Here is a 25,804-nt window from a genome sequence, read left to right on the forward strand (position 1 = left end):
TGCGCCGTTAAATAGGGAAAAAGGTTTCCCGCAATGGGCGAGCAACTCGATGAGGAATTAGTCCGGAGGGTACAGCGAGGCGATAAAACGGCATTCGACATTCTCGTTCGAAAATACCAGTACAAAATCGCGCAGCTGATCAACCGCTATATCAAGGACCCGCACGAGGCCCTGGACGTCGCTCAGGAGTCCTTCATAAAGGCCTATCGGGCGTTGCCGAGCTTTCGCGGCGAGAGCGCTTTTTACACATGGCTGTACCGGATCGCGATCAATACGGCAAAGAATCACATTGCGATGCGCGCACGCCGCCCTTCGGAGGACGAGATCGAAATCGAGGAGGCGGAACAATTCGAGTCCGCCGTACGTCTAAAGGATCAAGAAACCCCTGAGGGAGTAGTGTTAAGTGAGGAACTCGCTCGGGTAATCCAATTTGCGCTAGACGAGCTGCCCGAAGAACTTCGTACGGCGATAAGCTTGCGAGAGTTCGATGGCTTAAGCTACGACGAAATCGCTCAGGTAATGAATTGTCCGGTGGGGACCGTGCGTTCACGCATTTTTCGTGCGCGCGAAGCCATCGATAAGAAATTAAAAGTTTTACTCGGTTAGGGGGCAAGTCCATGTCGGATGATGATCTGAGACAAAAGCTGTCATTACTGTTAGACGGAGAGTTGAGTGAGAGCGATTCGCTGGCATTGATGGCTCGTATAGAGAGCGACGCCACGCTTCGAAGGCAATGGCATCGTTACCGTCTGGTCAGCGAGGTGATGCGGTCGGGAAAGGTCCTGCCCGTCGATGATCGCTTCGTGGATCAGGTTCGGGCTACTATAGCGAACGAACCGGCGATTCTTGCGCCAAGACCGGAGAAGCACCGCTATCGTGAAAAAGCGGTAACGGCCGCATTAGCGGCCTCTTTGGCGGTGGTTGCGGTTTTGGTCGGGAAGTCCGTAAAGGATTATTCTCCGGTGCCTGGTCCGGAGGTGTTGGCGCAAACCGAGTTGGTCGATCCCGATGAGGTTCGTTCAGCGCTTGATCCCCAGTTCCAGGATTATCTGGTTACGCATTACGAAACGGCTTATTTGGCAGGCGCTCCAGGTCTGTTGCCCTATGCTCGCCTGGTGACCTACGATTCTTCTCGCTAAGTTCGAATTGATGGTTTCACTTTTTGCGCTCTCTGTGGACATGCTCCGCATACGCCGAGTTTTGGCATGGCAGATTTGTCTAATGATGTTTGCAGCCGAAGCTTTGGGCGGAACCGGCGAACCTCGTCACGGTGATGCCGTCCGTTGGCTAATGGATATGCGTCAAGCCGTGACTCAGTTGAATTATCGGGGAGTAGTGGCTTATCTCAAAGATAAACACGTCGAGAGCTTTCAGCTAGTTCATGCGTTTACAGGGGGTACGGAGCACGAACGGTTGGTGTCGATGAACACTCCCTTGCGGGAAGTCGTCCGAAATGCAGAAAAAGTGTCTTGCTACTTTCCCGACACCAAAACGGTCTTTGTCGAAAATAAACCGCCAAGACGTTCGGTTTTGCTGGAGTTGCCAGAGGACTTGAAACAACTTTCACGACATTACGATTTTAAGCTTGAGGCGCAGGAATACGTTGCGCAGCGCTTGTCACAGGTCATCAGTATTGAGCCGCGAGATGACTTTCGGTACGCTCGCCGGATTTGGGTGGATTTGGAATCCAAGTTGCCGCTCAAATTCGAGCTAATCGGCGAAAATGGCCAGGCGGTCGAGCAGATGATGTTCACGTCGCTGAGTATCGAGGAAATCATCCCGGACTCCGAACTGAATGCATCCACAAAGGTCGATGCTTTTACTTGGCAGGTTAATCGGCGTGAGGCGATGCCGCTCAGGTCGTTGAAATGGGCGCTTAGAAGCGTGCCAGATGGGTTTCAAATGATTTCGTATACTCGGCTGATTCGTACGCCGACAGAGCATCCGGTAGAACATATCTTGTTGAGTGACGGTTTTTCTTCTGTTTCAATTTACATTGATGAGTTAGGAGGCGATATCGTCAAGGGACATCAGAAGAAAGTCGGTGCCATAAATGCGCATTCTCGTAAGATCGATCGCTATCTGGTCACCGTGATGGGCGAAGTTCCCGCCAAAACCGTGCAAGCCATCGCAGGGGGCGTGCATCTTCAAGTGAATGACGCCCATGATTGAGGAAGAAGCAGTCGTCTTACACACGGAAGCCGAAAAGGTTTGGGTCGAAAAGCCGCGCAAATCGGCGTGTGGCGGATGTTCGCAGCAATGCGCGTCTGGCGTGGTGGACGAGTACCTCGGGGCACCGAAAATTCGGTTACAGGTATTTTCCCCAATCGAAGTTCATGTGGGTGATCGTGTTGTGCTCGGAATTCAGGAGGACGCCCTGGTAAAGGGGTCCCTATGGGCATACTTGATTCCTTTGTTGGGCTTATTTTTTGGCGCGGTATTGGGAGACATCGTCGCGTCCTCGCTAAGACCAGCTATTTCCAGCGACGGGGCCAGCGCATTCGGAGGCGTAACTGGCCTGATTTTGTCTTTTGTCCTTTTGAAGTTCACAGGGGTTCTTTCTCGCGAAAAACTGCACCCCGTGATACTCCGTAAACTTAGCTGATATCAAATCCGCTTTTAAATCCATGCTTAGGTCCGTGAAGACTTGGGAGTTTCGTATGCTTAAAACCAGGTGGATAGCCCTCGTGCTTTGTTTCCTTCTCATAGGGCTTTCGTCTCAGGGAGTCCTTGCTCAGCTTCCCGACTTCACCGGCTTAGTCGAGAAAAACAGCGCGGCGGTCGTAAATATTAGTACCTCTCAGAAAGTGAGCGCTACTGAGCCCCAGTTGCCGGAAGGGATCGAAATACCGGAAGGAACGCCATTTGACGATTTCTTTCGTCGCTTCTTTGGCGAAGGTGGTGGCCAGCCGAGTGAGGTGAAATCTTTGGGATCGGGCTTCATCGTTTCGGACGATGGTTATGTCTTGACCAATCACCACGTTGTCAAGGATGCCGACGAAATCGTCGTGCGATTGCAAGATCGCCGAGAATTGGTGGCCAAAGTCGTCGGATCGGATAAGCGCAGCGATATCGCGTTGCTGAAGATAGAGGCTGATCATCTGCCAGTCGTAAGAATGGGGTCGGCCGATAAACTGAAAGTGGGTGAATGGGTATTGGCTATCGGTTCACCCTTCGGCTTCGATCATTCGGTGACGGCGGGCATCGTCAGCGCCAAGGGCCGAAGTCTCCCGAGCGATAACTATGTGCCTTTCATTCAGACCGACGTGGCCATCAATCCGGGCAACTCCGGTGGCCCTTTGTTCAATCTCGAGGGCGAGGTGGTCGGCGTCAACTCTCAGATTTACAGCCGTACCGGCGGCTTCATGGGATTGTCGTTCGCTATTCCGATCGAAGTCGCCATGCAGGTGGTCGAACAATTGAAATCGCAGGGCCATGTGTCGCGGGGCTGGCTGGGCGTGCAGGTACAGGACGTCACGCGCGAGTTGGCCGAATCTTTCGGGATGAAGAAGCCGCAGGGAGCTCTGGTATCTAGAGTATTGTCGAAGAGTCCAGCCGAGGCGGGAGGCATTCAGGTCGGTGACGTCATTATCGAGTTCAACGGACAGGAGGTCGTTGGTTCGTCGTCGCTACCGCCAATGGTAGGTATGACCAAAGTGGGGGAAACGGCAGCGGTCAAAATCATCCGTCAAGGTTCTACCCGTGATGTAAAGATCAAAATTGGCACCTTGCCCGAGGATGAGGGAGTGCTCTTGGGGGCCGAGGAGGCTCCGGGGGCTCAGACGTTCGACCGTTTGGGGCTTAGCGTATCCAATTTGACGGTGGAGCAGCGAGAACAATTGGAAGTTCCGCGGCATGGCGTGCTGGTACAAGCGGTCAACCCGGGGCCCGCCTACGATGCGGGTATACGCCGTGGCGATGTGATTCTTCGTATTCAGGACCAAGTCGTCAAAGACGTAAACCATTTCAATGAGGTTGTGAAGGAGTTGCCAAAAGGCAAATCGCTTGCGGTGCTGGTCCAGCGACGCGGCGGCTCATTGTTCCTGGCCTTGAAGCTCAAGGATTGAGGCCGTGGCTGATCAGCAGCATATTCGTAACTTTTCCATCATCGCTCATATCGACCATGGCAAGTCGACCTTGGCAGACCGATTCATCCAGACTTGCGGAGGACTTAGCGATCGCGAGATGCTCAACCAGGTGCTCGACTCGATGGACATCGAGCGGGAACGCGGCATCACCATCAAGGCTCAAAGCGTAACGCTCAACTATAAGGCCAAGGATGGCGAGACCTACCAGCTCAACTTGATCGATACGCCCGGTCATGTGGACTTCTCCTACGAAGTGTCCCGATCATTGGCTGCCTGCGAAGGCGCCTTGCTCGTGGTCGACGCAGCGCAGGGGGTGGAGGCGCAAAGCGTAGCGAACTGCTATACGGCGATCGAGCAGGGCCTGGAAGTCATTCCCGTGCTGAACAAGATCGACTTGCCGTCAGCCGAACCCGAGCGGGTTTGCAAGGAGATCGAGGAGATTATCGGGTTGCCGGCCGACGAAGCCTTGAAAATCAGCGCGAAAACCGGCCTCGGTGTCAATGATCTTCTTGAACAGCTGGTGAGCAAGGTGCCTCCGCCCAAGGGAGATCCCGAGGGGCCTTTGCAAGCGCTGATCATCGACTCCTGGTTCGACAACTATCTGGGAGTCGTTTCGCTGGTGCGAGTGGTTAACGGTTCCATCTCCCGGAAACAGAAGATCCTCATCATGTCCACCGGAAAGAGCCACTTGGTGGAAAAGCTGGGCGTCTTTACCCCAAAGTCCTTCGATAAGGAGACACTCCAAACCGGCGAGGTAGGGTTCGTCGTGGCCGGTATCAAGGATATTTTCGGTGCGCCGGTGGGGGACACGATCACCGCGGCCGATCGCCCTTGCCAGGCCCCGCTGCCGGGGTTCCAGCAAGTCCAGCCGAGAGTGTTCGCAGGGCTCTATCCTGTTGAATCCGACGATTACGAAAATCTTCGGGAGGCGCTGAACAAGCTGCATCTCAACGATGCCGCGCTGCAGTACGAGCCGGAAACGTCGCAGGCTTTAGGGTTCGGTTTTCGGTGCGGGTTTCTCGGCATGCTGCACATGGAGATCATCCAGGAGCGGCTGGAGCGAGAGTATGATCTCGATTTGATCACGACAGCGCCGACCGTCGTTTACGAGGTGCTCAAAACGGACGACGAGACGATTCTGATCGACAATCCGTCCAAGTTGCCGCTGCCCAACGAAATTGCCGAAGTCCGCGAGCCGATCATCGAAGCCAATATTCTTGTGCCGCAGGATTATTTGGGCGCGGTGATGACGCTTTGCGTCGAAAAGCGCGGCATACAAAAAAAGATGCAGTACATGGGCGGGCAGGTGTCCCTCAGCTTCGAGTTGCCTCTAAGCGAAATCGTATTGGATTTTTTCGACCGTCTTAAATCCGTGAGCCGCGGGTTCGCTTCGTTCGATTATGAGTTCAGGCGTTTTCAGGCAGCGCCGCTGGTCAAACTGGACATTCTCATCAACGGAGAGCGTGTGGATGCGCTGTCTTTGATCGTGCATCGGGACATCAGTCAAACTCGGGGGCGAGATCTCGTGGAGCGAATGAAGGATCTTATTCCGAGGCAAATGTTCGAAGTTGCCATTCAAGCCGCTATTGGTTCGAAGATCATCGCTCGGTCCACAGTCAAGGCGATGCGCAAGAACGTGCTGGCCAAGTGTTACGGCGGCGATATTACCCGTAAGAAGAAGCTGCTGGAAAAGCAGAAAGCCGGTAAGAAAAGAATGAAGCAGGTAGGGAAGATCGACATTCCGCAGGAAGCGTTTTTGGCGGTGTTGCGCGTAAACAAAGATACCTAGTACCGAAAAACAACAAAAGACCCAGCTTATGGATTTCGATTTTTCGTTTTTTTTGGTCATGGCTACCGCCCTGACCGGGATCATTTGGGGCGGTTACGCGTTGCTGCGGCGCTTTCAGCCGGCTACGGCTTCGGCGAAAGAGCCGATTATCGTGGAATATGCTCGTTCGTTTTTTCCGATCGTTCTGATCGTACTCTTGCTGCGATCGTTCTTGGTGGAGCCATTCCGTATCCCTTCGGGTTCCATGATGCCGACTCTGCTCATCGGCGATTTCATTCTCGTCAATAAATACACCTACGGTATTCGTCTTCCGGTTTTGAACACGAAGATCGTCGAGATGGGCGAGCCTGAGCGGGGCGATATCGTGGTATTCCGTTTTCCGAAAGACCCGAAGGTGGATTACATCAAGCGGGTTATCGGTTTGCCTGGCGACCGCATCGCGTATTACAACAAACAGCTTTACGTAAACGGAGAAGCCATCAAGCAAACGACCATCGCCGAATATCAAGGGGTGGGGCAGGGCAACGCCATGACCGGTGCGCGCCTTTTAAGCGAAGACTTGAAAGGGGTTAATCACGACATCCTGATTCGAGAAGGCCAGCCTTCGGTGCAGGGGGAATTTACGGTACCCGAAGGTCAGTATTTCGTCATGGGCGATAATCGCGACAACAGCAACGATAGCCGGTACTGGGGTACCGTGCCGGAAAGCCATTTAGTCGGAAAAGCGTTTTTCATTTGGATGAGTTGGGACTGGGAGAACGGCGGCATCGCATTTGATCGTCTCGGTACTATATTGAATTAGTGGTTCTAGTACCGAAACTATCCGAAAACTCCCGGAGTACGCGAAAATGGCTAATGTCCCTTCCCGGCAGAGCGGTCTGACGCTTATCGGCTTTTTGTTCGTTCTATTCTTAATCGGTTTTTTCTCCTTGCTTGTACTCAAGATCGGCCCGGTGTATCTGGAGCACTATAAGGTCGTGTCGTCGCTTGAATCGCTCAAGAAAGATAACGATCTCGCTTCGAAAACCAGAGACGAAATCTTGACTCTCCTACAGAAACGCTGGGAGATCAACATGGTCGAACGGGTATCGACCAAAGATGTGAAGATCATTAAGGAGGGATCTTATCTAAAGATTGAAATAGCTTATGACGTCGCCGAGCATCTTTTTGGAAACGTGGATGCTTTGCTGCACTTTAACGATCTTATCGAGGTCGGATCGAATTGATGAAGAGCGTTTCTAGTTACTGCTTTCTGTGTGCTTGCCATCCGCGTCAAATGACGCGGACCCGCATAAATTGGTCGTTTCTCCGAGCTGTCACTCACTCGGACAGGTCGTTATGTGCTTAACTCGTATCCCGCCGGTGGACTCGTGATTTTGGAACCGGAAAAGATCGCCAAAAAACTGGGCTTGCATTTCAAGAATCCCGCCTTGGTCAAGAGAGCCTTGACTCATCGGAGTGCTGAGAGCGAGAACAATGAGCGGCTCGAATTTTTGGGCGACTCCGTGCTCGGGTTTGTGATCGCGGAAAGGCTTTATGACAAGTTCGCGGAGGCGGACGAAGGCGTGCTCAGCCGGTTGCGCGCGACTCTCGTGAATCAAAGCTCTTTGGCGGAATTGGCGCGTAAATTAAATCTGGGGGATTACTTAGTTCTGGGGTCGGGCGAATTGAAGAGCGGCGGATATCGGCGCGACTCGATTTTGTCCGACGCGCTGGAGGCCGTCATTGGCGCTCTGCTTATCGATCAAGGGATGGATGCCTGTCGGGAGTGGATTTTAAACCTCTTTGCCGAGCCGATAGACCGTCTTTCGCTGCGGGATTGGAAAAAGGATCCGAAGACCCGATTACAAGAATTGATGCAAGCGCGAGGACTCGAATTGCCTACCTATACCCTCAAAACGGTCATCGGTCAGCCGCACGACCAGAGCTTTTGCGTGGAGTGCCGCGTGTCGCTGATCCCGGTTTCCTGCGAGGGCGTAGGGCCTTCCCGGAAAAAGGCCGAACAGCAAGCGGCAGAAAAGATGCTGACTGCGCTGGCGGAAAAACTGGGGCTCAAACCATGAAAGCAGGCTTTGTCGCGCTCGTGGGGCGCCCGAACGTCGGTAAATCTACCCTCCTCAATCATCTGGTCGGACAAAAAATCAGCATCACGTCCCGCCGGCCGCAGACGACGCGGCATCGGATTTGCGGTATCAAGACCACCAGAGACGGACAGATTGTTTTTGTCGATACTCCGGGCATTCATGCCAGCCAAAAGCGGGCGATGAATCGCTACCTCAACCGCGCAGCGGTCTCCGCCCTGCTTGACGTCGATGTGATTGTCTGGCTCATCGACAGACCGATGTGGCTTTCCGAAGACGAGTTGGTCCTGGAGAGGATCAAGTCTGCAGGGGTGCCTGTCATCTTGGTCATCAATAAAGTCGACAGGCTCGAGGATAAGGCGCTTTTATTGCCTTTTATGGAAGAGGCGGCGGCTCGCCACTCGTTTGCCGATTTGGTTCCGGTATCCGCCTTAAAGGGCACGAATCTGGACGTTTTGGAGCGGAAGATCATCGAACTCTTGCCGGAGGGCGAACCGATTTATCCGGAAGATCAAATCACCGACAAGCCGGAGCGTTTTTTTGCCGCCGAAGTCATTCGGGAAAAATTGCTTCGTTCGCTGTCCCAGGAGGTGCCTCATGCGCTGACGGTGGAGATCGAGCAATTCAAGCTCGAGGGCGGATTGACGCGAATCAGTGCGGTGATTTGGGTCGAGCGCGAGGGTCAGAAGGCAATCATCATCGGCCGCAGCGGCGAAGTGCTCAAGAAGGTCGGCGAGCGGGCGCGGCATGAACTGGAACGTTTGCTCGATTGCAAGGTTTACCTGGAGCTTTGGGTTAAGGTCAAGAAAGGTTGGTCGGATGACGAGCGTGCTTTGCACAGCCTCGGCTACAGCGAATGACGCGAGCAAGGGTGCTTCTCGGGACTTCCAAGGCCGCATCTCGCTGCAGAACGGATTCGTCCTTCACAGTAGACCTTATCGCGAATCAAGCCTTCTTCTCGACGTATTTACATTGGATTTCGGTCGCCTTCGCCTGCTGGCAAAAGGTGCGCGCAAGAGCAAAAGAGGATTGCATTCTCTACTTCAGCCATTCGTTCAATTGCGTCTTTCCTGGGCGGGAAAAGGCGATCTACCAGTCTTGACGGCTGCGGAATCCATCGGAGGAACCAGCATCAAGTTGAGCGGGCCCAAGCTGTTCTGCGGATTTTATGTGAACGAGTTGCTTCTCAATTTTCTCCCTTCCCGCGATCCTCATCCGGAAGTATTCGATCTATATCGGAATACCTTGGATCAACTCGCAGCAGATGACGGCATGGAACGGATTCTAAGATTGTTCGAAGTCTCTCTGCTGGGCGAGATGGGTTACGGTATGGCCTTTGATCGGGAGGCAACGTCCGGGCAACCGATCGATCCGGCAAAAAGATATGTGTACAGAATCGAGGAAGGTCCGGTAGAGAACGACGAAAGGACTGCGGATTCGGTCGGAGGTGCCACCTTGCTTGCATTGGAGCGGAAGACGCTGAACGATCCGGATGAACTTCAAGAGGCGAAGCATCTGATGCGACGAGTAATCAATTATTATCTCAACGGAAAATCTCTTAAAAGCCGGGACTTTTTCAAGCAAGTCACAAAAAGCAGACCATGATGACGACCTCTCGCCCTATCTTACTCGGCGTAAACATCGATCATATCGCCACCATTCGACAGGCTCGGCGTACCAAATACCCCGAAGTGATCCAGGCGGCCTTGCTCGCGGAGCAAGCTGGCGCCGACGGTATTACCGCTCATCTTCGCGAGGATCGCCGGCATATTCAGGACAGAGACATCGGATTGTTGCGAGAGATGATCGAGACCCGTCTAAACCTGGAAATGGCGGTAACCGATGAGATGGTCGCTATCGCAAAAACCGTGCGGCCACAAGCGTGCTGCCTGGTTCCGGAGCGACGCGAAGAATTGACCACGGAGGGTGGTCTGGATGTGTCCGGAAATTTCGAACGAATTCGTGCCGCTTGCGAAACGCTGGGCGAAGCCGGGGTGGAGGTCTCCCTGTTCATCGACGCCGATTTTCGGCAGATCGAAGCGGCAGCGAAAACCGGTGCTCCCGTGATCGAATTACATACCGGCCACTATGCCGATGCCGCTTCGAACAAGGAAAGTAAAGATGAGTTTCACCGCTTGGCACGGGCGGCAGAGTATGCATCCGGAATCGGCCTCAGAGTGAATGCGGGGCATGGATTGAATTATCACAACGTAGGGGAAATTTGCCGCATTCCCCAAGTCGAGGAGCTCAATATCGGGCATTCCATCGTGGCGAGGGCGCTGTTCGTCGGGCTGGAGCGAGCGGTGAGCGAGATGAAGCGGGCGATGGTATCGTCGCGCTTATCAATTGACCCATAGGGCTTATTCTGCCATAGTTGAACAGCTATCGAATCGAACAACTGGTCCGCTTTCTCGCATTCCGTCGTCATCGAGATGGCGCGTGGTGTAGAGAATGCTCGGGGCCCAAATCAAATATAACGATGGTTTGCGATAGCTGGGGCAGCATAGCGGAGGAGATGGGGTGTACGAAAGATATCAGAGCGAGTCGACGACTGCGCCAGCATTGCGCGCCGGGACTACGGTTCGGTATCCAGTGTCGGCCGCTTGGTGGCGAGCTCCGCAAGTGCTTGTCGCCTTGCTTGCGGTTTGTCTCTGTTCGTTGGTCATTCTCTATTATTTATCGGCGCGTCTTGAAACCACGGTAGCCGGTCCAGCGGAAGGTCACGCCCGGATCAAGGCGATCAACCAGCAAATGGAAGCGCTGCAACGCAAGTTCGGCATTCTCTTGGCCGAATCGGTTGAAATGAGACTTAAAACCCTTCAGAAGAACATTGAGGCGGGAGCGGTCAGTTCCGCGGATCTCGAGGCCTTTGAACAATTAAAGAGCGATCTGGTGCTGTTGGAAGGTTATGCCGAAGCCGGCGGAGCCAATGCGTTCGACAACACCGAGATCGAGCATTCCCGTTTCCGGCGGTTATCCGGTTCGGGAGTAGTCCGTAACGAAGAGCTTATGGATGAGGTTTTGCAGGTAAAGAACCTGCTTTACTTTTGTGCCGCCAGTCTCGCAACGACCACTGTTCTCATCAGTGGCTATTGGTTGAGACAGCGGAGTCGGGCGTATCGCCTCCACTCGGGAATGACCGCTGTTCCGATGCTGGCAAAGAAGCCCGGCGATTGATGCCTGGTCTGGACCTCAGGAATATTTAGGTGTTCGACGAGTCACGATTCTCGTGATGCCCCTTTTTGACATGCTCGGCTTCGATCCGGTTTTTCCCCATCCCCTTGGCGCGATACATTGCAGAGTCGGCCCGCCTGATGAAGGAATCCGCCGATTCGTTTGACACGTACACGGTGATGCCGGCGGAGAAAGTCGGCAAAGCCATGGCCGTGCCGCCAATTGAAAACGTGGTTCGGTGGACCTGCGCCTGAATTTTCTTGAGCGCCCATAAAGCGCCATCCAGCTCGGTGTTGGGAAGCAGTACGATGAACTCTTCGCCGCCGAAACGGGCTACGTGGTCGTGACGGCGAAATGCAGGAAGGATTTTTTGGGCGTAAATTTTGAGAACTTCATCGCCTGCAGCGTGGCCGTAACGGTCATTGATTTCCTTGAATCCGTCGAGGTCCACCATGGCCAAGGCCAAAGGGGTGTAGTAACGTTGCACGCGTCCGATCTCATCCTCCAGCCGATTCAAGAAGGCTCGCCGATTGGAAAGCCCGGTTAATTCATCCGTAAGGCTCAGTTGGCGAACTCGTGTGAATTCCAGATCGGTCTTTCGATTATTCGTCTCCAGCAAATCGAGATAAGCTCGGATAATGTCGATTTGTTTGGCCTGATGTTGATGTTCGTTTAACAAAGCGTCGGTCTGCTTTAGAAGTCCAGATCGCGCCGTATCGGTGAGCAAAAAATTTTCGGGATGGCTCAACGCCTGAGCGATATTCTTCAGCAACTGGCCGGAATGTAGATTTGCATCATCAACTTCGTTAAGGCTTGCCGTCAACGACTTGTGGATTTCGGCCATTCCTACGCTTTGTCCTTCGCGAGGCGGCGGCGCGGGGTCCATGTTATGTGATGTCTTTTCGGAAGTCCTCACATGGATTTCTGTGGCCTTAGCCCTTTGTGCAATCACGTCCGGTTTGTCGGGCGAGGGTTCATGGTCTCCTATGATTCGATCGGAAAAGGCAAAATTGGAATGGAACAAAGAATGTTTGAGGTCTTCAACGCCTTTAATTAAGGTGTTTAATTCCGCTAAGGATAAAGACGGACTGAGCAGAGTTTGGAGAAACTCGATTCGTCGCGCGAGCCACTGGCTTCTGTCGGAAACCAACTGTTCAACATAACGGAGAAGTTGTTGAACAAGGGCGCGGTAACGGGTTTCCCTCGCGTTATGAATTTGGGTCAGCGACTCGAAACTATTTTGAATATGATCGATAAGAAGAGGTTCGGACGGGTAACGCCTTAACGCGTGCAAATTGGAGAGTATCCGTTCGAAATCGGCCGGCCGCGATTTCATGACTTATCAAGTGTTAAGGTCAAAGAAGTTAAATTCCGACACGATACTCTGAACATCGAATGCGACAAATAGCTACAGTCTAGTGTGTCCTGGCTGGAAACAAGGAGTGGCTTTCACAGTCCCGATCTAAGAAATTCCCATTGTATTTTTGTCGAAAAAGCCGCGATTCATTCTACCGGTAATCGCTTGCTAATCAATCCTTAAGGCTACAGCCTGTTTTCCACTTCCTTAAGACGACCATCCATATGCAGAGAGTTTTGAGCATAGCCCCGATGCTGGATTGGACGGATCGGCATTTTCGCTATTTTGTACGCCTAATTTCTCGGCGGGTGCTGCTTTATACCGAAATGGTCACCGCCGGTGCGATTTTGTTCGGGAATCGCGACCACTTGCTCGGCTTCCACCCCGCCGAAAAGCCGTTGGCGCTTCAATTAGGCGGCAGCAACCCTTCGGATCTTGCCGAGTGTGCGAGAATTGCCGAAGCGTATGGATATGATGAGATTAATCTCAATGTCGGATGCCCGAGCGATCGGGTGCAGAATGGGCGGTTCGGTGCATGCTTGATGGCCGACCCCGAGTTGGTTTCCGAGTGCGTGGCCGCGATGGCCGGTGCCGTATCGCTTCCGATCACAGTCAAAACCCGAATAGGCATCGATGAGCAGGACTCCTATGAGGATCTCGCGCGCTTCGTCGAGATCGTCTCGTCCGGCGGTTGTCACACCTTTGTCATCCATGCCAGAAAAGCGTGGCTTAAAGGCTTATCGCCTAAGGAGAACCGGGAAATACCACCGCTAAGATACGATGTGGTCGATCGAATCAAAGACGATTATGCGGCACTCGAAATCATCCTGAACGGCGGTATCGTCGATCTGGATCAGGCGGGGCTGCATCTTGAGCGGTTCGACGGTGTGATGATAGGACGAGCGGCCTACCATCAACCGTACTTGCTTGCAGAGGCCGACCGGCGATTTTTCGGCGATGACCGTCCGGTCCGCTCCCGGCGTCAAGTGGTCGAAGCGCTGTTGCCGTATGTCGAAACGGAATTGGGGCGGGGCGTACGTTTACAAGCCATCGCTCGGCACATTTTAGGGTTGTATCACGGTATGCCCGGCGGGCGGGCATGGCGTCGGCATCTTAGCCAGCATGCGACGAAAGCAAATGCGGGAGCGGATGTGCTTCTCGAAGCCACCCGCTATTGCGAAGAGTCAATATGCGTTTGATCGAGAAAGACATGGCGCATTCCTGCGCGATATACTTACCGATCACTATTAGCGACATCAATCATGCAAAACGTAATGGAGCATCTTTTTTCCCAAATCATACAATCTCTTGGGGAGGATATTACCCGAGAAGGACTAGTGGATACGCCTAAGCGGGCGGCGGCGGCTTTTCGTTTTCTCAATAGCGGCTACAATCAGCGCCTCGAGCGTGTCCTCAATAATGCCGTTTTCGAGGCGGATACGGAGGATATGGTGATCGTGAAGGACATCGAATTGTATTCATTGTGCGAGCACCATCTTCTGCCGTTCATCGGTAAATGCCATGTCGCTTATCTGCCTAAGGGTAAGGTGATCGGGCTTTCCAAGATCGCGCGCATCGTCGAAATGTACGCTCGCCGTCTTCAGATCCAGGAGCGATTGACCAAACAAATTGCGGACGCCATTCAGACCGCGATCGATCCCGCGGGGGTTGCCGTAGTAATCGAAGCCAAGCATCTGTGCATGATGATGCGAGGCGTCGAGAAACAAAACTCGGTTATGACCACCTCATCCATGCTGGGTTTGTTCCGCAAACAAATCAGTACCCGTTCGGAGTTTCTGGATCTTATCAACAGAAAATAGCGTGACAGAAGCAGGGAAATCCCACCGTTGGGGTGTGCTTTTGGTCAATCTGGGTACGCCCGAGGCTCCAACCACGGCCGCAGTCCGACGCTATCTGGGCGAGTTCCTATGGGACTCCCGTGTCGTGGAACTGCCGAGGCCAATTTGGTGGATGATCCTTCATGGCGTGATTTTGCGGGTGCGGCCATCCAAGTCGGCACGAGCGTATCGGTCGATCTGGACCGACAGAGGCTCCCCGTTACTGGTGTTCAGCACGGATTTGACTCGATCGGTGCAAGCCGAGATCTCGGCGAGAACGGCTGGGGAAATCCTGGTAGAGGTGGCGATGCGCTACGGTAAACCCGGAATTCGGGAAAAATTGGAGAAGTTGAATAGCGCCGGGGTCGATGGACTTCTGATTTTGCCGTTGTATCCCCAGTATTCGTCACCGAGTACCGGGACCGTATTCGATGCGGTCGCCTCGGTGTTGAAGAATTGGAGATATGTTCCGGAGACCAGATTCGTCAGCGACTATCATGATTATCCGGCGTATATCCGGGCTGTGGCGAACCGAATCGAAGATTTCTGGCGCGACAATGGCGGACCTCATTTTTTGTTGTTTTCATTTCACGGTTTACCGGAACGAAGCCGCTCCCTAGGCGATCCTTACCATGAGCAATGTCGTACGACCGCAAAGCTGATCGCGGCTGAACTGAAGCTTCCGGAGAATGCTTGGCAGTTAGTTTTTCAGTCCCGTTTCGGCCCGGGGCGGTGGCTTCAGCCTTATTGCGTCGATGTGCTAAAAGCACTGCCGCAAAAGGGCGTTAAGGACGTCGATGTCGTTTGCCCGGGATTTGCCGTGGACTGCTTGGAAACCTTGGAGGAGATCGGCATTACCAACAAGGAGGTCTTTGAAAGAGCGGGTGGTGCCCAGTATCGGTTAATCCCAGCACTGAACGATAGTCCGGAACATGGCCGCGTCCTGGCTGGTTTGATTACAGAGCACTTGCGGTAAAAGGAAAAAGTCGCTCAACCGGCATAAATAAGCTTGAATACTTGATTGAATTGTTCGTCGAGTTTTTGGGCCAACTCATTCGCAGTTGCGATGTCAGTGCCGAAAAGACTCGGCTTGTCCATGTCGGTTACTGTGGTGTCGCGTGATGCATGGTTAGAATAGCGTGAATAAACAAAGGATTGTGCCTGAGCGACCAGGGCTGCTTCGCAACTGAACACGTCGGCATTTTCCGGCGTATCGTGGTGCTCGATAGTCACGGCGATGATCTCCGGCAGCTTCCATAGCCGAGCCAATTCGGCGCCGACCTGATAATGGTCGAATCCGATAACTCGTCTTTCTCCTTCCTGATAGCTTATGTTCTCCGATTCCGCTAAAAGTGCCGCGGCACGGGCCAATTCCGGAAGGCGGTGATATACGACCAATCGCCCTATTTCATGTAATAGTCCACATAGAAATACGGCCTTTAGACGTTCGCCAAAGGGATGACAACTCGCGAATAATCTTGCCAATAGCGCACAGCGCACGCTCATGGCCCAGAATTCCTTCATTGTCATCAAGGTATTGGTTAAAGATGAAAATTTATCGATCACTAAAGTAGTTAATACCAAACTCCGAATTTCGTGGATGCCGACGATATTGAGTGCACGATGAATGGAGGTGACTTTGGTCGGAATTCCATAAAAGGCGCTATTGACGACCCGTAGCAGCCTTGCTGTGAGACCAGGATCATTTTCAATCAGTGTGCCGGCATCGCGCAGATCGGCCCCCGGGTTATCCAGTAGTTCATTCAGTTTTAAGAATAACTCCGGCGGGGAAGCTAATTGCACGTTCCCATTCAAAATTACGCGGACGCTAAGCGGGGTGAATGCATACATCGCTTTAGCTCTTGATGCGCATACCTAATACTATCCTGTCGTTAATTTGATTTGACTGATACGCCGATAAGTGGCATCTATATCGCAGTTGGTTCATGGAAGACTTTATATGTGACGCGAGTTCCAATTGCCTCCTTTATTCTAACTGAGCTTCAGGTTTTTATCGGGTGCTATGACGCCAACCAACCAGTTCGGCGAAAAGTTAATTATTATCGGTGAGCATAATGAGCGTCATCGTGCCCAAGTCGAGTTAATCCTATCCGAAGCCGGTTTCGTGAATTTCGTAGCGGTCTCTAATGGAAGAGAGCTTCTTGAGCAATTGAGAAAATTCCAGCGGAGCCCTGAAGAAATCGGACTTATTATTCTTAATAGTAGCCTGCCCGAATGTCAGATTGACGAGTTTTGCCTGTCTTTTTCCTCGATAGACGAGGGAATCGGCATTCCCGCTATCATTTTTACTGAAGAATCGGTCGAATTGGACAGCACGCAAGTACGCCGCCTAACCCAGCTGAGCAGGCAAGGCGTCAGTCTAATTACCAAGCCTATTCGCGGACGCGATTTTATCCCCTTGGTTAACATGAGTTTGATACTCAGAAACGAGCGTCACCTGAGACGTAGCCAAGAAGAGCAACTTTTAAACGAACTCTCCGAACGCAAAATCATGGAGGCCCGATTCAAATATCTCGTGGCCCACGATGAGTTGACCGGCCTTGCAAATCGCCGCAGCTTGGAAAAGAAACTTCAGCTAGCCATCCACCGGTGCCGGAACTTCGATCAGGAAGGTGCATTGCTGTACCTGGATCTTGATCGGTTCAACATGATCAATGATCTTGAGGGACACGAGACCGGCGATCGTTTATTAGTGGAGACGGTCAGCCTGTTGCACGGCACGCTCGATTCGGACCACATCGCAGCCAGGATCGGAGCTGACGAGTTTTGTATCTTTCTAGAAAACGTCAAACAGCAGGAGGCATTGTCCATCGCTGAACGGCTCCGCCAAGCCATGGATGGTTTTCGCTTCGTTACCGGACAAGACAGTTATCATATATCGGCCAGTATCGGTGTGGCCCTGCTGGAATCGCGGAGGATGGCCAGTCATCCGAGTGTGCTGATTGCCGAAGCGCATCAGGCCTGTTACGCAGCGAAGGCGAACGGGCGTAACATGGTTCAGTTGTATAACGACAAAGATACCGAGGCTTGCACGCGGCGAAGCGACATCTTATGGGTTCCGCTGATCCGGGAAGCCTTGATGGAAAATCGGTTTTTTCTGGTTTTTCAGCCGGTTGTCAGGGTCAAGGACGGTGCCATTACGCACTACGAGGTCTTGATCCGGATGAGGGGCAAGCGTTCGGATATATTCTCGCCGGGAGAATTCATTCCGGTCGCCGAGCGCATGGGTTTGATTCACCATATCGACCTGTGGGTGGTCGATAAATCAATCGATTTCCTGGCCTCTCTGCCGGAACACCAGTCGCATGTCAGTCTAACGATAAATTTGTCGGGTGTTGCATTTCAAGATCAGTCCTTGTTACCCCTGATTAAACAAAAATTGGAAATGACCTGGATCTCCGCGTCTCGGCTTGCATTCGAGATTACCGAAACCGCGACTGTCGCGAATTATCAGCAAACTCGGGAAATGATTGCCCGCATAAGGGCGCTGGGATGCCATTTTGCCTTGGATGACTTTGGTGCCGGCTTTAGTTCGTTCGATTACATCAAAAAGTTTCCAGTCGATTATTTGAAAATCGATGGACAGTTCATAAAAAACCTGCTTCATGATGAAACAGACCAGGTACTTGTCAAGGCAATGATCGATATCGCTCGGAAGCTGGGAAAAAGGACCATCGCCGAATTTGTGGAAAACCCGAAGGTTCTTTCTCTCTTAAAAACGCTCGGCATAGATTATGTCCAAGGTTATCTGATCGGTAAGCCGGAACCCCATCTACTCGACAAAACGACTATCTCGATTAACGAGATCGCCGGTTCTTCGCAGTCGACTCAAGCTGCCTAGCCGAATCCGCTGTTTTTAGTTTCCGGTCCAGTTGATTAAGCCCTGACGGGCATATTTTTTATCCCATGCAAAACACCAGACGCGGCAAGACGCCACGCAAAAAACGGTCGTCCATCTTGTCTTTTCTGAACGCGTCATTTCGGCGCATCGCACTGTATTTGTCTCCCTTCGTGATCGCGATCATCGTCGGATATCTGGCCTATGTGGACCACACGGTCCGTCAGCAATTCGAGGGTAAGCGCTGGTCTTTGCCGGCCCGGGTTTACGCCAGCCCCGTCGAGTTGTTCGCCGGTTACGAGATGAGTGCCGATCGGCTCGAATGGTTATTGGAGCAGCTGAAATACAGAAACGATCCGAGCTTGTCATCGCAGGGTACTTATTTCAGGAAGGGTGCCGAGTATACGCTGAAGACGCGCGATTTTCGGTTCTGGGACAAACTAGAAAACTCTCGCAACATACGGGTGCGATTCGATGCCGGGCAAATAAGTTCGGTTAGCGACCCCGAAGACGCCAAGCCCCTGGCATTGTTTCGTTTGGACCCGGTCCAAATCGGGACGTTTTATCCGGCTCTGAAGGAAGATCGTATATTGATCAAGCTCAATCAAGCGCCGGAGCTTCTCTTAAAGGCCCTGTTCTCGGTGGAAGACCGGGATTTCTACGAGCATTTCGGAATTTCGCCTCGCGGCATTCTTCGGGCGATGTGGGCCAACATTCGCGCGGGGGGAATCGTGCAGGGAGGCAGCACCTTGACTCAGCAGCTGGTAAAGAACTTTTTTCTAAGCTCTGAGCGCACCTGGTGGCGCAAGCTTAACGAGCTGGTCATGGCATTGGTATTGGAGGCGCGTTATTCCAAGGATGAAATTCTGGAAGCTTATCTAAATGAAATTTATCTCGGTCAAGACGGTGCCCGAGCGATACACGGGTTCGGTTTGGCCAGCCAGTACTATTTCAGCCGATCGCTGGAAGAGCTGGAACTGCATCATGTTGCTCTGTTGGTGTCTCTGGTGCGAGGGCCATCCTATTACGACCCGTTTAGATGGCCGGAAAAGGCAAGGAAGCGTAGGGACCTGGTATTGGACGAGATGGTGGAACAAGGGCAGATTGCAGCGAGCCAGGCCGAGGAGGCTAAGGCAAAGCCTCTGGATGTGGTGAAGAATCCGCACCAAGCCATCAGCCGCTATCCGGCTTTCCTGGATTTGGTCAAGCGTCAGTTGCAGCAGGAATATCGTCCCGAAGACTTGACCTCGGAAGGGCTCCAGCTTTTCACGACACTCGACATATTCGCGCAGCACTATCTTGAATCGGCCGTCGAGACAACGCTGAAAAAGCTCGACAAACAGACCCGGACGACGCAACTGGAAACCGCCGTTGTGTTTACTCGCCGCGCTACCGGCGAAGTAGCCGCTTTAATGGGATCAAGAGACCCGCAGAATTCCGGGTTCAATCGCGCATTGGACGCAGAACGCCAAATAGGTTCACTGTATAAACCCGTCGTTTATTTGACGGCATTGGAGAATCCGCAACGCTACACGCTGATGTCGCCGCTGCAAGACATGGAGGTTCGGATCAGGAATCCCGGCGGCCGGCCGTGGACACCGAAGAATTACGATAATCGGGAGCACGGCATAATTCCTTTGCATAAAGCCTTAGCGCATTCCTTTAATCTGGCGACAGTTAATTTAGGCATGGATGTCGGGATTGCCCGTACCGCGGAAACCTTACGGAAATTAGGGGTTGAGAAGTCGGTGGAGCTGGTTCCGTCGCTGTTGCTGGGCACCGCCTCGCTAACCCCGTTTGAAGTCGCCCAAATGTATCAAACCCTGGCCAGCGACGGCTTTGTGGTTCCGCTAAGGGCGATTCAGGCGGTTGTTTCACAAGAGGGGAAGACCCTGCAGCGATACGGCCTCAGTGTCAAGCAGTCAATCGATTCAGCGGCAGTTTATTTGGTCGATACGATCCTGCAGGAAGTCATGCGGGAGGGTACCGGGAAATTTGCCTATGCCTATTTGCCTTCCCATTTCGACTGCGCCGGAAAAACTGGAACGACCAATGATCTCAGAGATAGTTGGTTTGCTGGATTTACCGGCGATTATGTGGGCGTAGTCTGGGTCGGGCGTGACGACAACCAGCCGGCAAAGCTAACCGGCGCCCAGGGCGCGTTACCGGTTTGGGCATCTACCATGCAAAAAGTGAGTAAGGAGTCGCTTGAGCTGGAGCCGCCCGAAAACGTCGATTTCGTTTGGATCGATCGTGCAAATGGCTTGAGATCAGATGAAAGCTGCCCCAGTGCGATTCGCTATCCGTTTATTGCGGGTTCTGCCCCGACAGACGTTTCGCCATGCGGTCGGCTGTCGAATCCACCGGAAGGAGTCGACTCTTGGTTTAGGCGTCTATTTTAGGTCCGGCGGCCAGGGCTAGCGAGAGATATGGGTTCCGGCTGAGCGTCTTGTATGCTTAATCTGCCCATCAGCGCTCTCGCCTCCGTTTTCTGTTGCTCATTGCCCATTTCCAGAACTTCCTTGAGCATGTCCAGCGCCGACTGCTTATCATCCATGTCCGCATAAGCCTTAGCCAAATCCAGTTTGGTTTCCAACTGGTCCATGTCGGTCAACGGCGCGTACTGATCCTCGTTCTCATCTGAAAGATTCTCCAGATTTTCCGTGTTTAGCGCTTCGCTTTCCGCTTGAACAGACGAAGCCAAGTCAAGCTCGAAATTGAAATCCGATGTTTCGAGATTCGAAATGGACGCTACGCGGTCCGATTTGGATACGTCATCTTGCGGTACACTGCTTTTATTCAGCTCATGCAATAGGTCGTCTATGGATTGATCCGCTTCTTCGTGCGTTTTAGTTTCAGGATGAGCTTTCAGTTTGCCCGCGTCAAAAGCAATCAGGTTGTCAAGTTTCGGCAGCTCACTCTCGGGCTCCTTTGAGTTGGCTTCAGAGTCCTCAAGGCCGAAGGAACTGAAATCGAAATCAAACATTTCATTGCCGGATGAGGCGTCGTCAGACTCCGGCTTGTCTTTGTGCTGTGCATTGGCCGCTAGCTCGAGCAAGATATCGTCAATGCTGTTCTCCGAACCCTGTGTTATGGGTTCTTTTCGGGAATTGGACCCCGGCTTGTCGGTCTCAAAGACGATGAGATTTTCGAGTTCTGGAGATTCATCTTCAGGCTGAGCTGTGACGACGGAAGGGGTTTCGCTCCGAAGATCGTCGACATCGAATTCCATGACGGGGTGCTCGGCGGCAATTGCCTGATCTTCATCTGGGTTTTGCGCATCGAAATTGAAGTCGAGAGAAACACGCTTTTCCTCTGCGGATGTCGATGTTTCGGCCACCTCGCTATCGAAGCGCTTCAGATCCTCGATGAGTTCATCGGTAAGATCGATAGAGCCCAGGATATCCCTTGCATTCGCATCAAGAGCCAAAGGTCGGCTGGACGATGGCGACGCGCTAAACAGCGAGTTTCCGGGACATAATTCCCGTCCCATTTCAACCACGTTTTCCCAGAAGTCGGCATCGCCGTCTTTACCTTGTCTTTTGAGTTCCTGGGCGAAACGCTCAAAAGCTTCTCGGTTCTCGGTGGCGTAATGAATTTCCAGAAGCTTGAGCTTGCATTCGTCTCGTTCGGGGTACTGCTCTATCGCGTTCCGGATCAAATCCTCCGCCTGCTTGTAACGGCCGTAAGCGAGATATACATCGGCTTCCGAAATCGGGTCGACTTCGTCCGCCTCGGCTCCTAAGGCGTCAAAATCGCTCGGCGTGAATTCGCTCAGAAAAGAGGTTTTTGTAGCGGTCGTCGGTTCCGAGATTGTGGAGTTGAATTTGGACTCCGCTTTTTTCGCCTTTTGCAGGTTTTCTTTCTCGGTCGCAAGCAAGATGCTTTCGGTCTCTTCGATCATGGCCGCACGGCGACGGGCAAGCAGCCATGGTATGACCGCCAGCAACATCAGACCTCCTGCTGCGGCACCGAGATAGGTCGGCTGATCGAACAAGTCGTCCCAAATGCTGCTCTGTTCAGGCTGCGGCGGCGCGGCAGGAACGGGCTTAGGCGCCTCGACCTTCGGCTGCTCGGTCTGGACGGCGGTGGGTTGGGGTGTTTGAGGCGTTTCTGGAACCGTCTCTGGAGAAGTCGGCGGATTCGCCGGCTGGGTGGATGGCTCCACCGGCTTCTGTGCTTCCGGAGCCGGTGTCGTTTGAGCTGTTAGCTGTTCCGGATTAGGGGGCTCTTTCTTCGCCGATTCGGTCGAAGGTTGTTGTGCCTGTGGTTCTTGCAGCAGCGCAATCTGTTCGTTCTTCAGGGTCAAGAGACGATGCATCTCCGTCAGTTGCTGCTCGAGCTGAGTCAGGCGGGAACGGAGATCCTCGTTTTCCTGTTTGAGCGTCTCTGCGATTTCGAGCGCAATTTCTCCCTTGGATTTCCCGGCGCCATCCGTGCTTCCTGCGACCGCTTCTTCATCTTTCGTCTTGGTATCGGATGCGGCTAACAATTTGAGCTGAGTTTGCGTCGGCTGTGTCGCGGAGCCCGTCACAGCGCCCAAGCTCTGTGCCTTGTTACTGCGGCTTGCGACTTTCCCAGTCCGACTGCTTGATCGATAAAGCTCATCCCGCGCTTGCGAGCTGGTGAATTGCAGAACAAATTCGCGATCGGGAATTTTCAGCGTTTCTCCTGCCTTCAAAGTGTCCGGCGTGTCTCCATAAAACGCATGTGGGTTGTGCCGGTAAAGGGCGACGACCATTTGTTCCTGAGCGATGCTTGGGTCGCGATTTACCTGTTTGGCGATTTCCCAAAGCGTGGAATCTCTTTTGACTGGCCCGTATTCAGAACCTTGGATCGGACTTTCAGACTCGGATGAAGCGCTTGCCGTCGAAGCACGGGGCTGGGACTTGCGGGGCGAAACCTGGGCATCCGCAGTTTGCGGGTGGTCATCGTTCGGTTGCTCGAATACCGATGGAGATCGTGAGTCGACGAGCGCGCGATCAGAGAAGGTGGCAGGCGGGTCCAGCAGTACGGTATATTCACGTACTACGCGCCCGCGCGGCCAATTGACCTCTACCAAGAAGCTGACGAACGGTTCGTGCATGACATCGTTCGAACTCACCTCGATGGCATAGCTGCCATCGGGTTTTTGCACGGCGGTAAAACGCAGTTTGGTGAGAAAATAGTGCCGTTCCAAGCCGGCCTTGGCAAACGCTTCCGGGGACGCCAAAGCGATTTTGACGTCCGCCAGGGAATCCCCGCCGGAAAGAACTAGCGGAATCTCGGCGTTTAGCGACTGATTCAGGGCGGAGCGTAGCCTGATGTCTCCAATACCTAGCGCACTCGCTCCCATTGGGGCCAGTAGACTCATCATCGCCAAGGTTTTTGATAACTTACGCACTTATTGCCGCTCCTTTGTCCAATCGTTCCCGCCATTCATGGTGGCGGGAGCTGCCTAGATTGCTGAAGGAAAGCTTAGCCTAGATGTATGTTTTTGCCAGCACCTCGGCGATTTGTACGCTGTTGAGCGCCGCGCCTTTTCGTACGTTGTCGGCTACGACCCAAAGATCCAAACCTCGCGGGTGGGAAATGTCTTCGCGGATGCGTCCGACATAAACGGCATCGTGCCCGGCTGCGTCGGTAACCGCAGTCGGATAGCCGCCGGGCTTGTGTTCGTCGATCACCGCCACTCCCGGAGCACGGCTGAGCAATTCCCGCGCATGCGCAGCGGTGATTTTTTCCCGAGTCTCGATATGGACCGCCTCGGAGTGGCCGTAAAATACGGGTACCCGCACCGTAGTCGGGTTCACCCGGATACTGTCGTCGCCCATGATTTTGCGGGTTTCCCATACCATCTTCATCTCTTCCTTGGTGTAGCCGTTATCCATGAAGACGTCGATCTGGGGGATGGCGTTGAAAGCGATCTGCTTCGGATAGACTTCGGGGTTGATCGGTTTGCCGTTAAGCAATAAAGCGGTTTGCTTGCCGAGTTCCTCGATGGCCTTTTTTCCGGTTCCGGATACCGCCTGATAGGTGCAGACGTTGATTCGCTCGATGCCGACAGCATCGTAGATCGGCTTCAAAGCGACCAGCATCTGAATCGTGGAGCAATTCGGATTGGCGATGATTCCCCGGGGCTTGTACTGCCCGATGGCCTCCGGATTGACTTCCGGCACGACCAAGGGGATATCCGTCTCGTAGCGGAAACAGGAGGTGTTGTCCACGACCACGCAGCCGGCTGCCGCAGCTTTAGGGGCGTAAACGGCGGAAACCGATGCGCCTGCGGAAAACAGGCCGATCTGTGCCTTGGAAAAATCGAACTCGGCCACATCCTGCACGGTGAGATAGCCGCCTTTGAATTCCACGCGCTGGCCGGCGGAGCGTGCGCTAGCCAGGGCATACACCTGGCCAACGGGAAAGTTGCGCTCCTCCAGGATGGACAGCATGGTCTCGCCCACCGCGCCGGTGGCGCCCAATACTGCAATATCGTAAGTCTTGCTCATGGGGAAACTCGTTCGGGATTAGCGGTTCAATGATCGTAAAGCGGATACGATGGCATCGCCCATATCGGCGGTTCCGACCTTCTTCATGCCTTCGGAGTAGATATCGGCGGTTCGGTAGCCTGCGTCCAAAGCGGCTATCACCGCGTTTTCGATCCGGTCTGCGGAGGCGGCATCGTTGAAACTGTAACGCAGCATCATGGCCAGCGACAGTACGGTGGCGATGGGGTTGGCAACGCCCTTGCCGGCGATGTCCGGTGCCGAACCGTGAATGGGCTCGTACATGCCCTTGCCGTTTTTGTCGAGCGACGCCGAAGGCAGCATGCCGATGGAGCCGGTCAGCATGGCGGCACAGTCCGAAAGGATATCGCCGAACATATTGTCGGTCAGCATGACGTCGAACTGCTTGGGCGCGCGCACCAGCTGCATCGCGGCGTTATCGACGTACATATGGCTGAGCTGGACGTCCGGATACTCGCGGCCGACCTCGATCACGATCTCGCGCCACAGTTCGGTGCACTCCAGCACGTTGGCTTTGTCGATGGAGCACAGCCGTTTGTTGCGCTTTTGAGCGATCTGGAACGCGATATGGGCGATGCGGCGGATCTCCGATTCGCTGTAAATCAAGGTGTTGAAGCCTTCCCGTTCGCCCTTTTCATTGATGCGGCGGCCCCGCGGTTTGCCGAAGTAGATGCCGCCGGTCAGTTCGCGGATGATCATGATATCGAGTCCCGAGACCACTTCCGGTTTCAGCGTCGAAGCGGCGACCAACTGGGGATAGAGAATCGCTGGGCGAAGATTCGCGAACAGTTCCAATTCGGCACGTATTCCCAGAAGGCCGCGTTCCGGTCGCACCGAATAGTCCAGCGGTTCCCATTTCGGACCCCCGACCGCGCCCAAAAGCACGGAATCGGCCGCTTTCGCCAGGGTCAGGGTTTCTTCCGGAAACGGCGTGCCTTTGGCGTCGTATGCGGCACCGCCGATCAAAGCGTCTTCAGTTTCAATGTCAAGCCCGAATTCCTGTCTCAGGCAGTCAAGCACCTTTAATGCCTCGGCGACGATTTCCGGGCCGATGCCGTCGCCGGGCAGCACTGCGATCTTCTTGGTCATGCGATTGATGAGTCTCTCTTTGTTTT

The 25,804-nt window shown here is 53.4% G+C and carries 23 protein-coding genes; 18 read left to right on the plus strand and 5 right to left on the minus strand.

Annotated features, from left to right (window positions below):
* The first annotated feature begins 33 nt into the window (after nt 1–33).
* The 13 genes from rpoE (at nt 34) to ACR2R1_RS00480 (ending at nt 11,135) form a co-directional block, all read left to right on the plus strand.
* Complete coding sequence (gene rpoE / locus ACR2R1_RS00420; protein WP_077729224.1) at nt 34–606, plus strand: RNA polymerase sigma factor RpoE; 573 nt, start codon at nt 34–36, stop codon at nt 604–606.
* 11 nt (nt 607–617) lie between these two features.
* On the plus strand, nt 618–1,139 hold the full coding sequence (locus ACR2R1_RS00425) for a sigma-E factor negative regulatory protein (RefSeq protein WP_077729223.1): 522 nt from the start codon (nt 618–620) through the stop codon (nt 1,137–1,139).
* 82 nt (nt 1,140–1,221) lie between these two features.
* Nucleotides 1,222–2,172 carry a MucB/RseB C-terminal domain-containing protein gene (locus ACR2R1_RS00430; protein WP_168175370.1) on the plus strand — a complete coding sequence of 317 codons (951 nt, stop codon included), beginning with the start codon at nt 1,222–1,224 and terminating at the stop codon, nt 2,170–2,172.
* Entirely contained in the window at nt 2,165–2,605 is a 441-nt protein-coding gene (locus ACR2R1_RS00435) for a SoxR reducing system RseC family protein (RefSeq protein ID WP_168175369.1), read from the plus strand. Before ACR2R1_RS00430 ends, ACR2R1_RS00435 begins: the two co-directional genes overlap by 8 nt.
* 55 nt (nt 2,606–2,660) lie before the next feature.
* Nucleotides 2,661–4,067, plus strand: coding sequence for a DegQ family serine endoprotease (locus ACR2R1_RS00440; protein ID WP_077729220.1), 1,407 nt, complete (start codon nt 2,661–2,663; stop codon nt 4,065–4,067).
* Between the two features lie 4 nt (nt 4,068–4,071).
* Nucleotides 4,072–5,877 (plus strand): translation elongation factor 4, encoded by a 1,806-nt coding sequence (lepA, locus tag ACR2R1_RS00445; RefSeq protein ID WP_086135430.1) that lies wholly within the window; start codon nt 4,072–4,074, stop codon nt 5,875–5,877.
* Between the two features lie 28 nt (nt 5,878–5,905).
* Nucleotides 5,906–6,679, plus strand: a complete 774-nt coding sequence (gene lepB / locus ACR2R1_RS00450) for a signal peptidase I (protein ID WP_086135431.1) — start codon at nt 5,906–5,908, stop codon at nt 6,677–6,679.
* A gap of 46 nt (nt 6,680–6,725) precedes the next feature.
* Nucleotides 6,726–7,103, plus strand: coding sequence for a DUF4845 domain-containing protein (locus ACR2R1_RS00455; protein WP_086135432.1), 378 nt, complete (start codon nt 6,726–6,728; stop codon nt 7,101–7,103).
* Between the two features lie 144 nt (nt 7,104–7,247).
* Complete coding sequence (gene rnc, locus ACR2R1_RS00460) at nt 7,248–7,940, plus strand: ribonuclease III (RefSeq protein ID WP_077729268.1); 693 nt, start codon at nt 7,248–7,250, stop codon at nt 7,938–7,940.
* Nucleotides 7,937–8,818, plus strand: coding sequence for a GTPase Era (era, locus tag ACR2R1_RS00465; protein ID WP_086135433.1), 882 nt, complete (start codon nt 7,937–7,939; stop codon nt 8,816–8,818). The genes rnc and era overlap by 4 nt, the downstream gene beginning before the upstream one ends.
* Nucleotides 8,778–9,563, plus strand: a complete 786-nt coding sequence (recO, locus tag ACR2R1_RS00470; protein WP_210023806.1) for a DNA repair protein RecO — start codon at nt 8,778–8,780, stop codon at nt 9,561–9,563. Before era ends, recO begins: the two co-directional genes overlap by 41 nt.
* A complete protein-coding gene (pdxJ, locus tag ACR2R1_RS00475) occupies nt 9,563–10,315 on the plus strand; it encodes a pyridoxine 5'-phosphate synthase (protein WP_086135516.1) in 753 nt (250 codons plus the stop codon). The genes recO and pdxJ overlap by 1 nt, the downstream gene beginning before the upstream one ends.
* Before the next feature lie 163 nt (nt 10,316–10,478).
* Nucleotides 10,479–11,135, plus strand: a complete 657-nt coding sequence (locus tag ACR2R1_RS00480) for a hypothetical protein (RefSeq protein WP_434112171.1) — start codon at nt 10,479–10,481, stop codon at nt 11,133–11,135.
* 25 nt (nt 11,136–11,160) lie between these two features.
* Here ACR2R1_RS00480 and ACR2R1_RS00485 read toward each other — a convergent pair whose 3' ends face one another.
* Entirely contained in the window at nt 11,161–12,468 is a 1,308-nt protein-coding gene (locus ACR2R1_RS00485) for a GGDEF domain-containing protein (RefSeq protein ID WP_077729213.1), read from the minus strand.
* 245 nt (nt 12,469–12,713) lie between these two features.
* Between ACR2R1_RS00485 and dusA the strand changes: the two genes are divergently transcribed.
* The 3 genes from dusA to hemH all read left to right on the plus strand — a co-directional run bounded on the left by dusA (nt 12,714) and on the right by hemH (nt 15,303).
* Entirely contained in the window at nt 12,714–13,688 is a 975-nt protein-coding gene (gene dusA, locus ACR2R1_RS00490; RefSeq protein ID WP_077729212.1) for a tRNA dihydrouridine(20/20a) synthase DusA, read from the plus strand.
* A gap of 63 nt (nt 13,689–13,751) precedes the next feature.
* Nucleotides 13,752–14,309 (plus strand): GTP cyclohydrolase I FolE, encoded by a 558-nt coding sequence (gene folE / locus ACR2R1_RS00495; RefSeq protein ID WP_077729211.1) that lies wholly within the window; start codon nt 13,752–13,754, stop codon nt 14,307–14,309.
* Nucleotide 14,310: 1 nt separating this feature from the next.
* A complete protein-coding gene (gene hemH / locus ACR2R1_RS00500; RefSeq protein WP_347257523.1) occupies nt 14,311–15,303 on the plus strand; it encodes a ferrochelatase in 993 nt (330 codons plus the stop codon).
* A 14-nt stretch (nt 15,304–15,317) separates the two neighbouring features.
* On the opposite strand, the gene ACR2R1_RS00505 is transcribed toward hemH, so the two are convergent.
* Nucleotides 15,318–16,178, minus strand: a complete 861-nt coding sequence (locus tag ACR2R1_RS00505; RefSeq protein WP_077729209.1) for an HDOD domain-containing protein — start codon at nt 16,176–16,178, stop codon at nt 15,318–15,320.
* A gap of 172 nt (nt 16,179–16,350) precedes the next feature.
* On the opposite strand from ACR2R1_RS00505, the gene ACR2R1_RS00510 reads away from it, so the two are divergent.
* On the plus strand, nt 16,351–18,189 hold the full coding sequence (locus tag ACR2R1_RS00510; protein ID WP_077729208.1) for a putative bifunctional diguanylate cyclase/phosphodiesterase: 1,839 nt from the start codon (nt 16,351–16,353) through the stop codon (nt 18,187–18,189).
* Between the two features lie 65 nt (nt 18,190–18,254).
* Nucleotides 18,255–20,588, plus strand: a complete 2,334-nt coding sequence (mrcB, locus tag ACR2R1_RS00515; protein WP_086135436.1) for a penicillin-binding protein 1B — start codon at nt 18,255–18,257, stop codon at nt 20,586–20,588.
* Here the strand turns inward: mrcB and ACR2R1_RS00520 are convergent.
* From ACR2R1_RS00520 to leuB, 3 genes are all read right to left on the minus strand, one after another.
* On the minus strand, nt 20,585–23,365 hold the full coding sequence (locus tag ACR2R1_RS00520) for a FimV/HubP family polar landmark protein (RefSeq protein WP_434112175.1): 2,781 nt from the start codon (nt 23,363–23,365) through the stop codon (nt 20,585–20,587). The genes mrcB and ACR2R1_RS00520 overlap by 4 nt on opposite strands.
* A gap of 283 nt (nt 23,366–23,648) precedes the next feature.
* Nucleotides 23,649–24,671, minus strand: coding sequence for an aspartate-semialdehyde dehydrogenase (locus ACR2R1_RS00525; protein WP_077729205.1), 1,023 nt, complete (start codon nt 24,669–24,671; stop codon nt 23,649–23,651).
* An 18-nt stretch (nt 24,672–24,689) separates the two neighbouring features.
* Nucleotides 24,690–25,778 carry a 3-isopropylmalate dehydrogenase gene (gene leuB / locus ACR2R1_RS00530; RefSeq protein ID WP_077729204.1) on the minus strand — a complete coding sequence of 363 codons (1,089 nt, stop codon included), beginning with the start codon at nt 25,776–25,778 and terminating at the stop codon, nt 24,690–24,692.
* Nucleotides 25,779–25,804 lie beyond the last annotated feature (26 nt).

Source organism: Methylocaldum sp. GT1TLB, assembly GCF_051027445.1.
In the GTDB taxonomy this organism is placed as follows: domain Bacteria; phylum Pseudomonadota; class Gammaproteobacteria; order Methylococcales; family Methylococcaceae; genus Methylocaldum.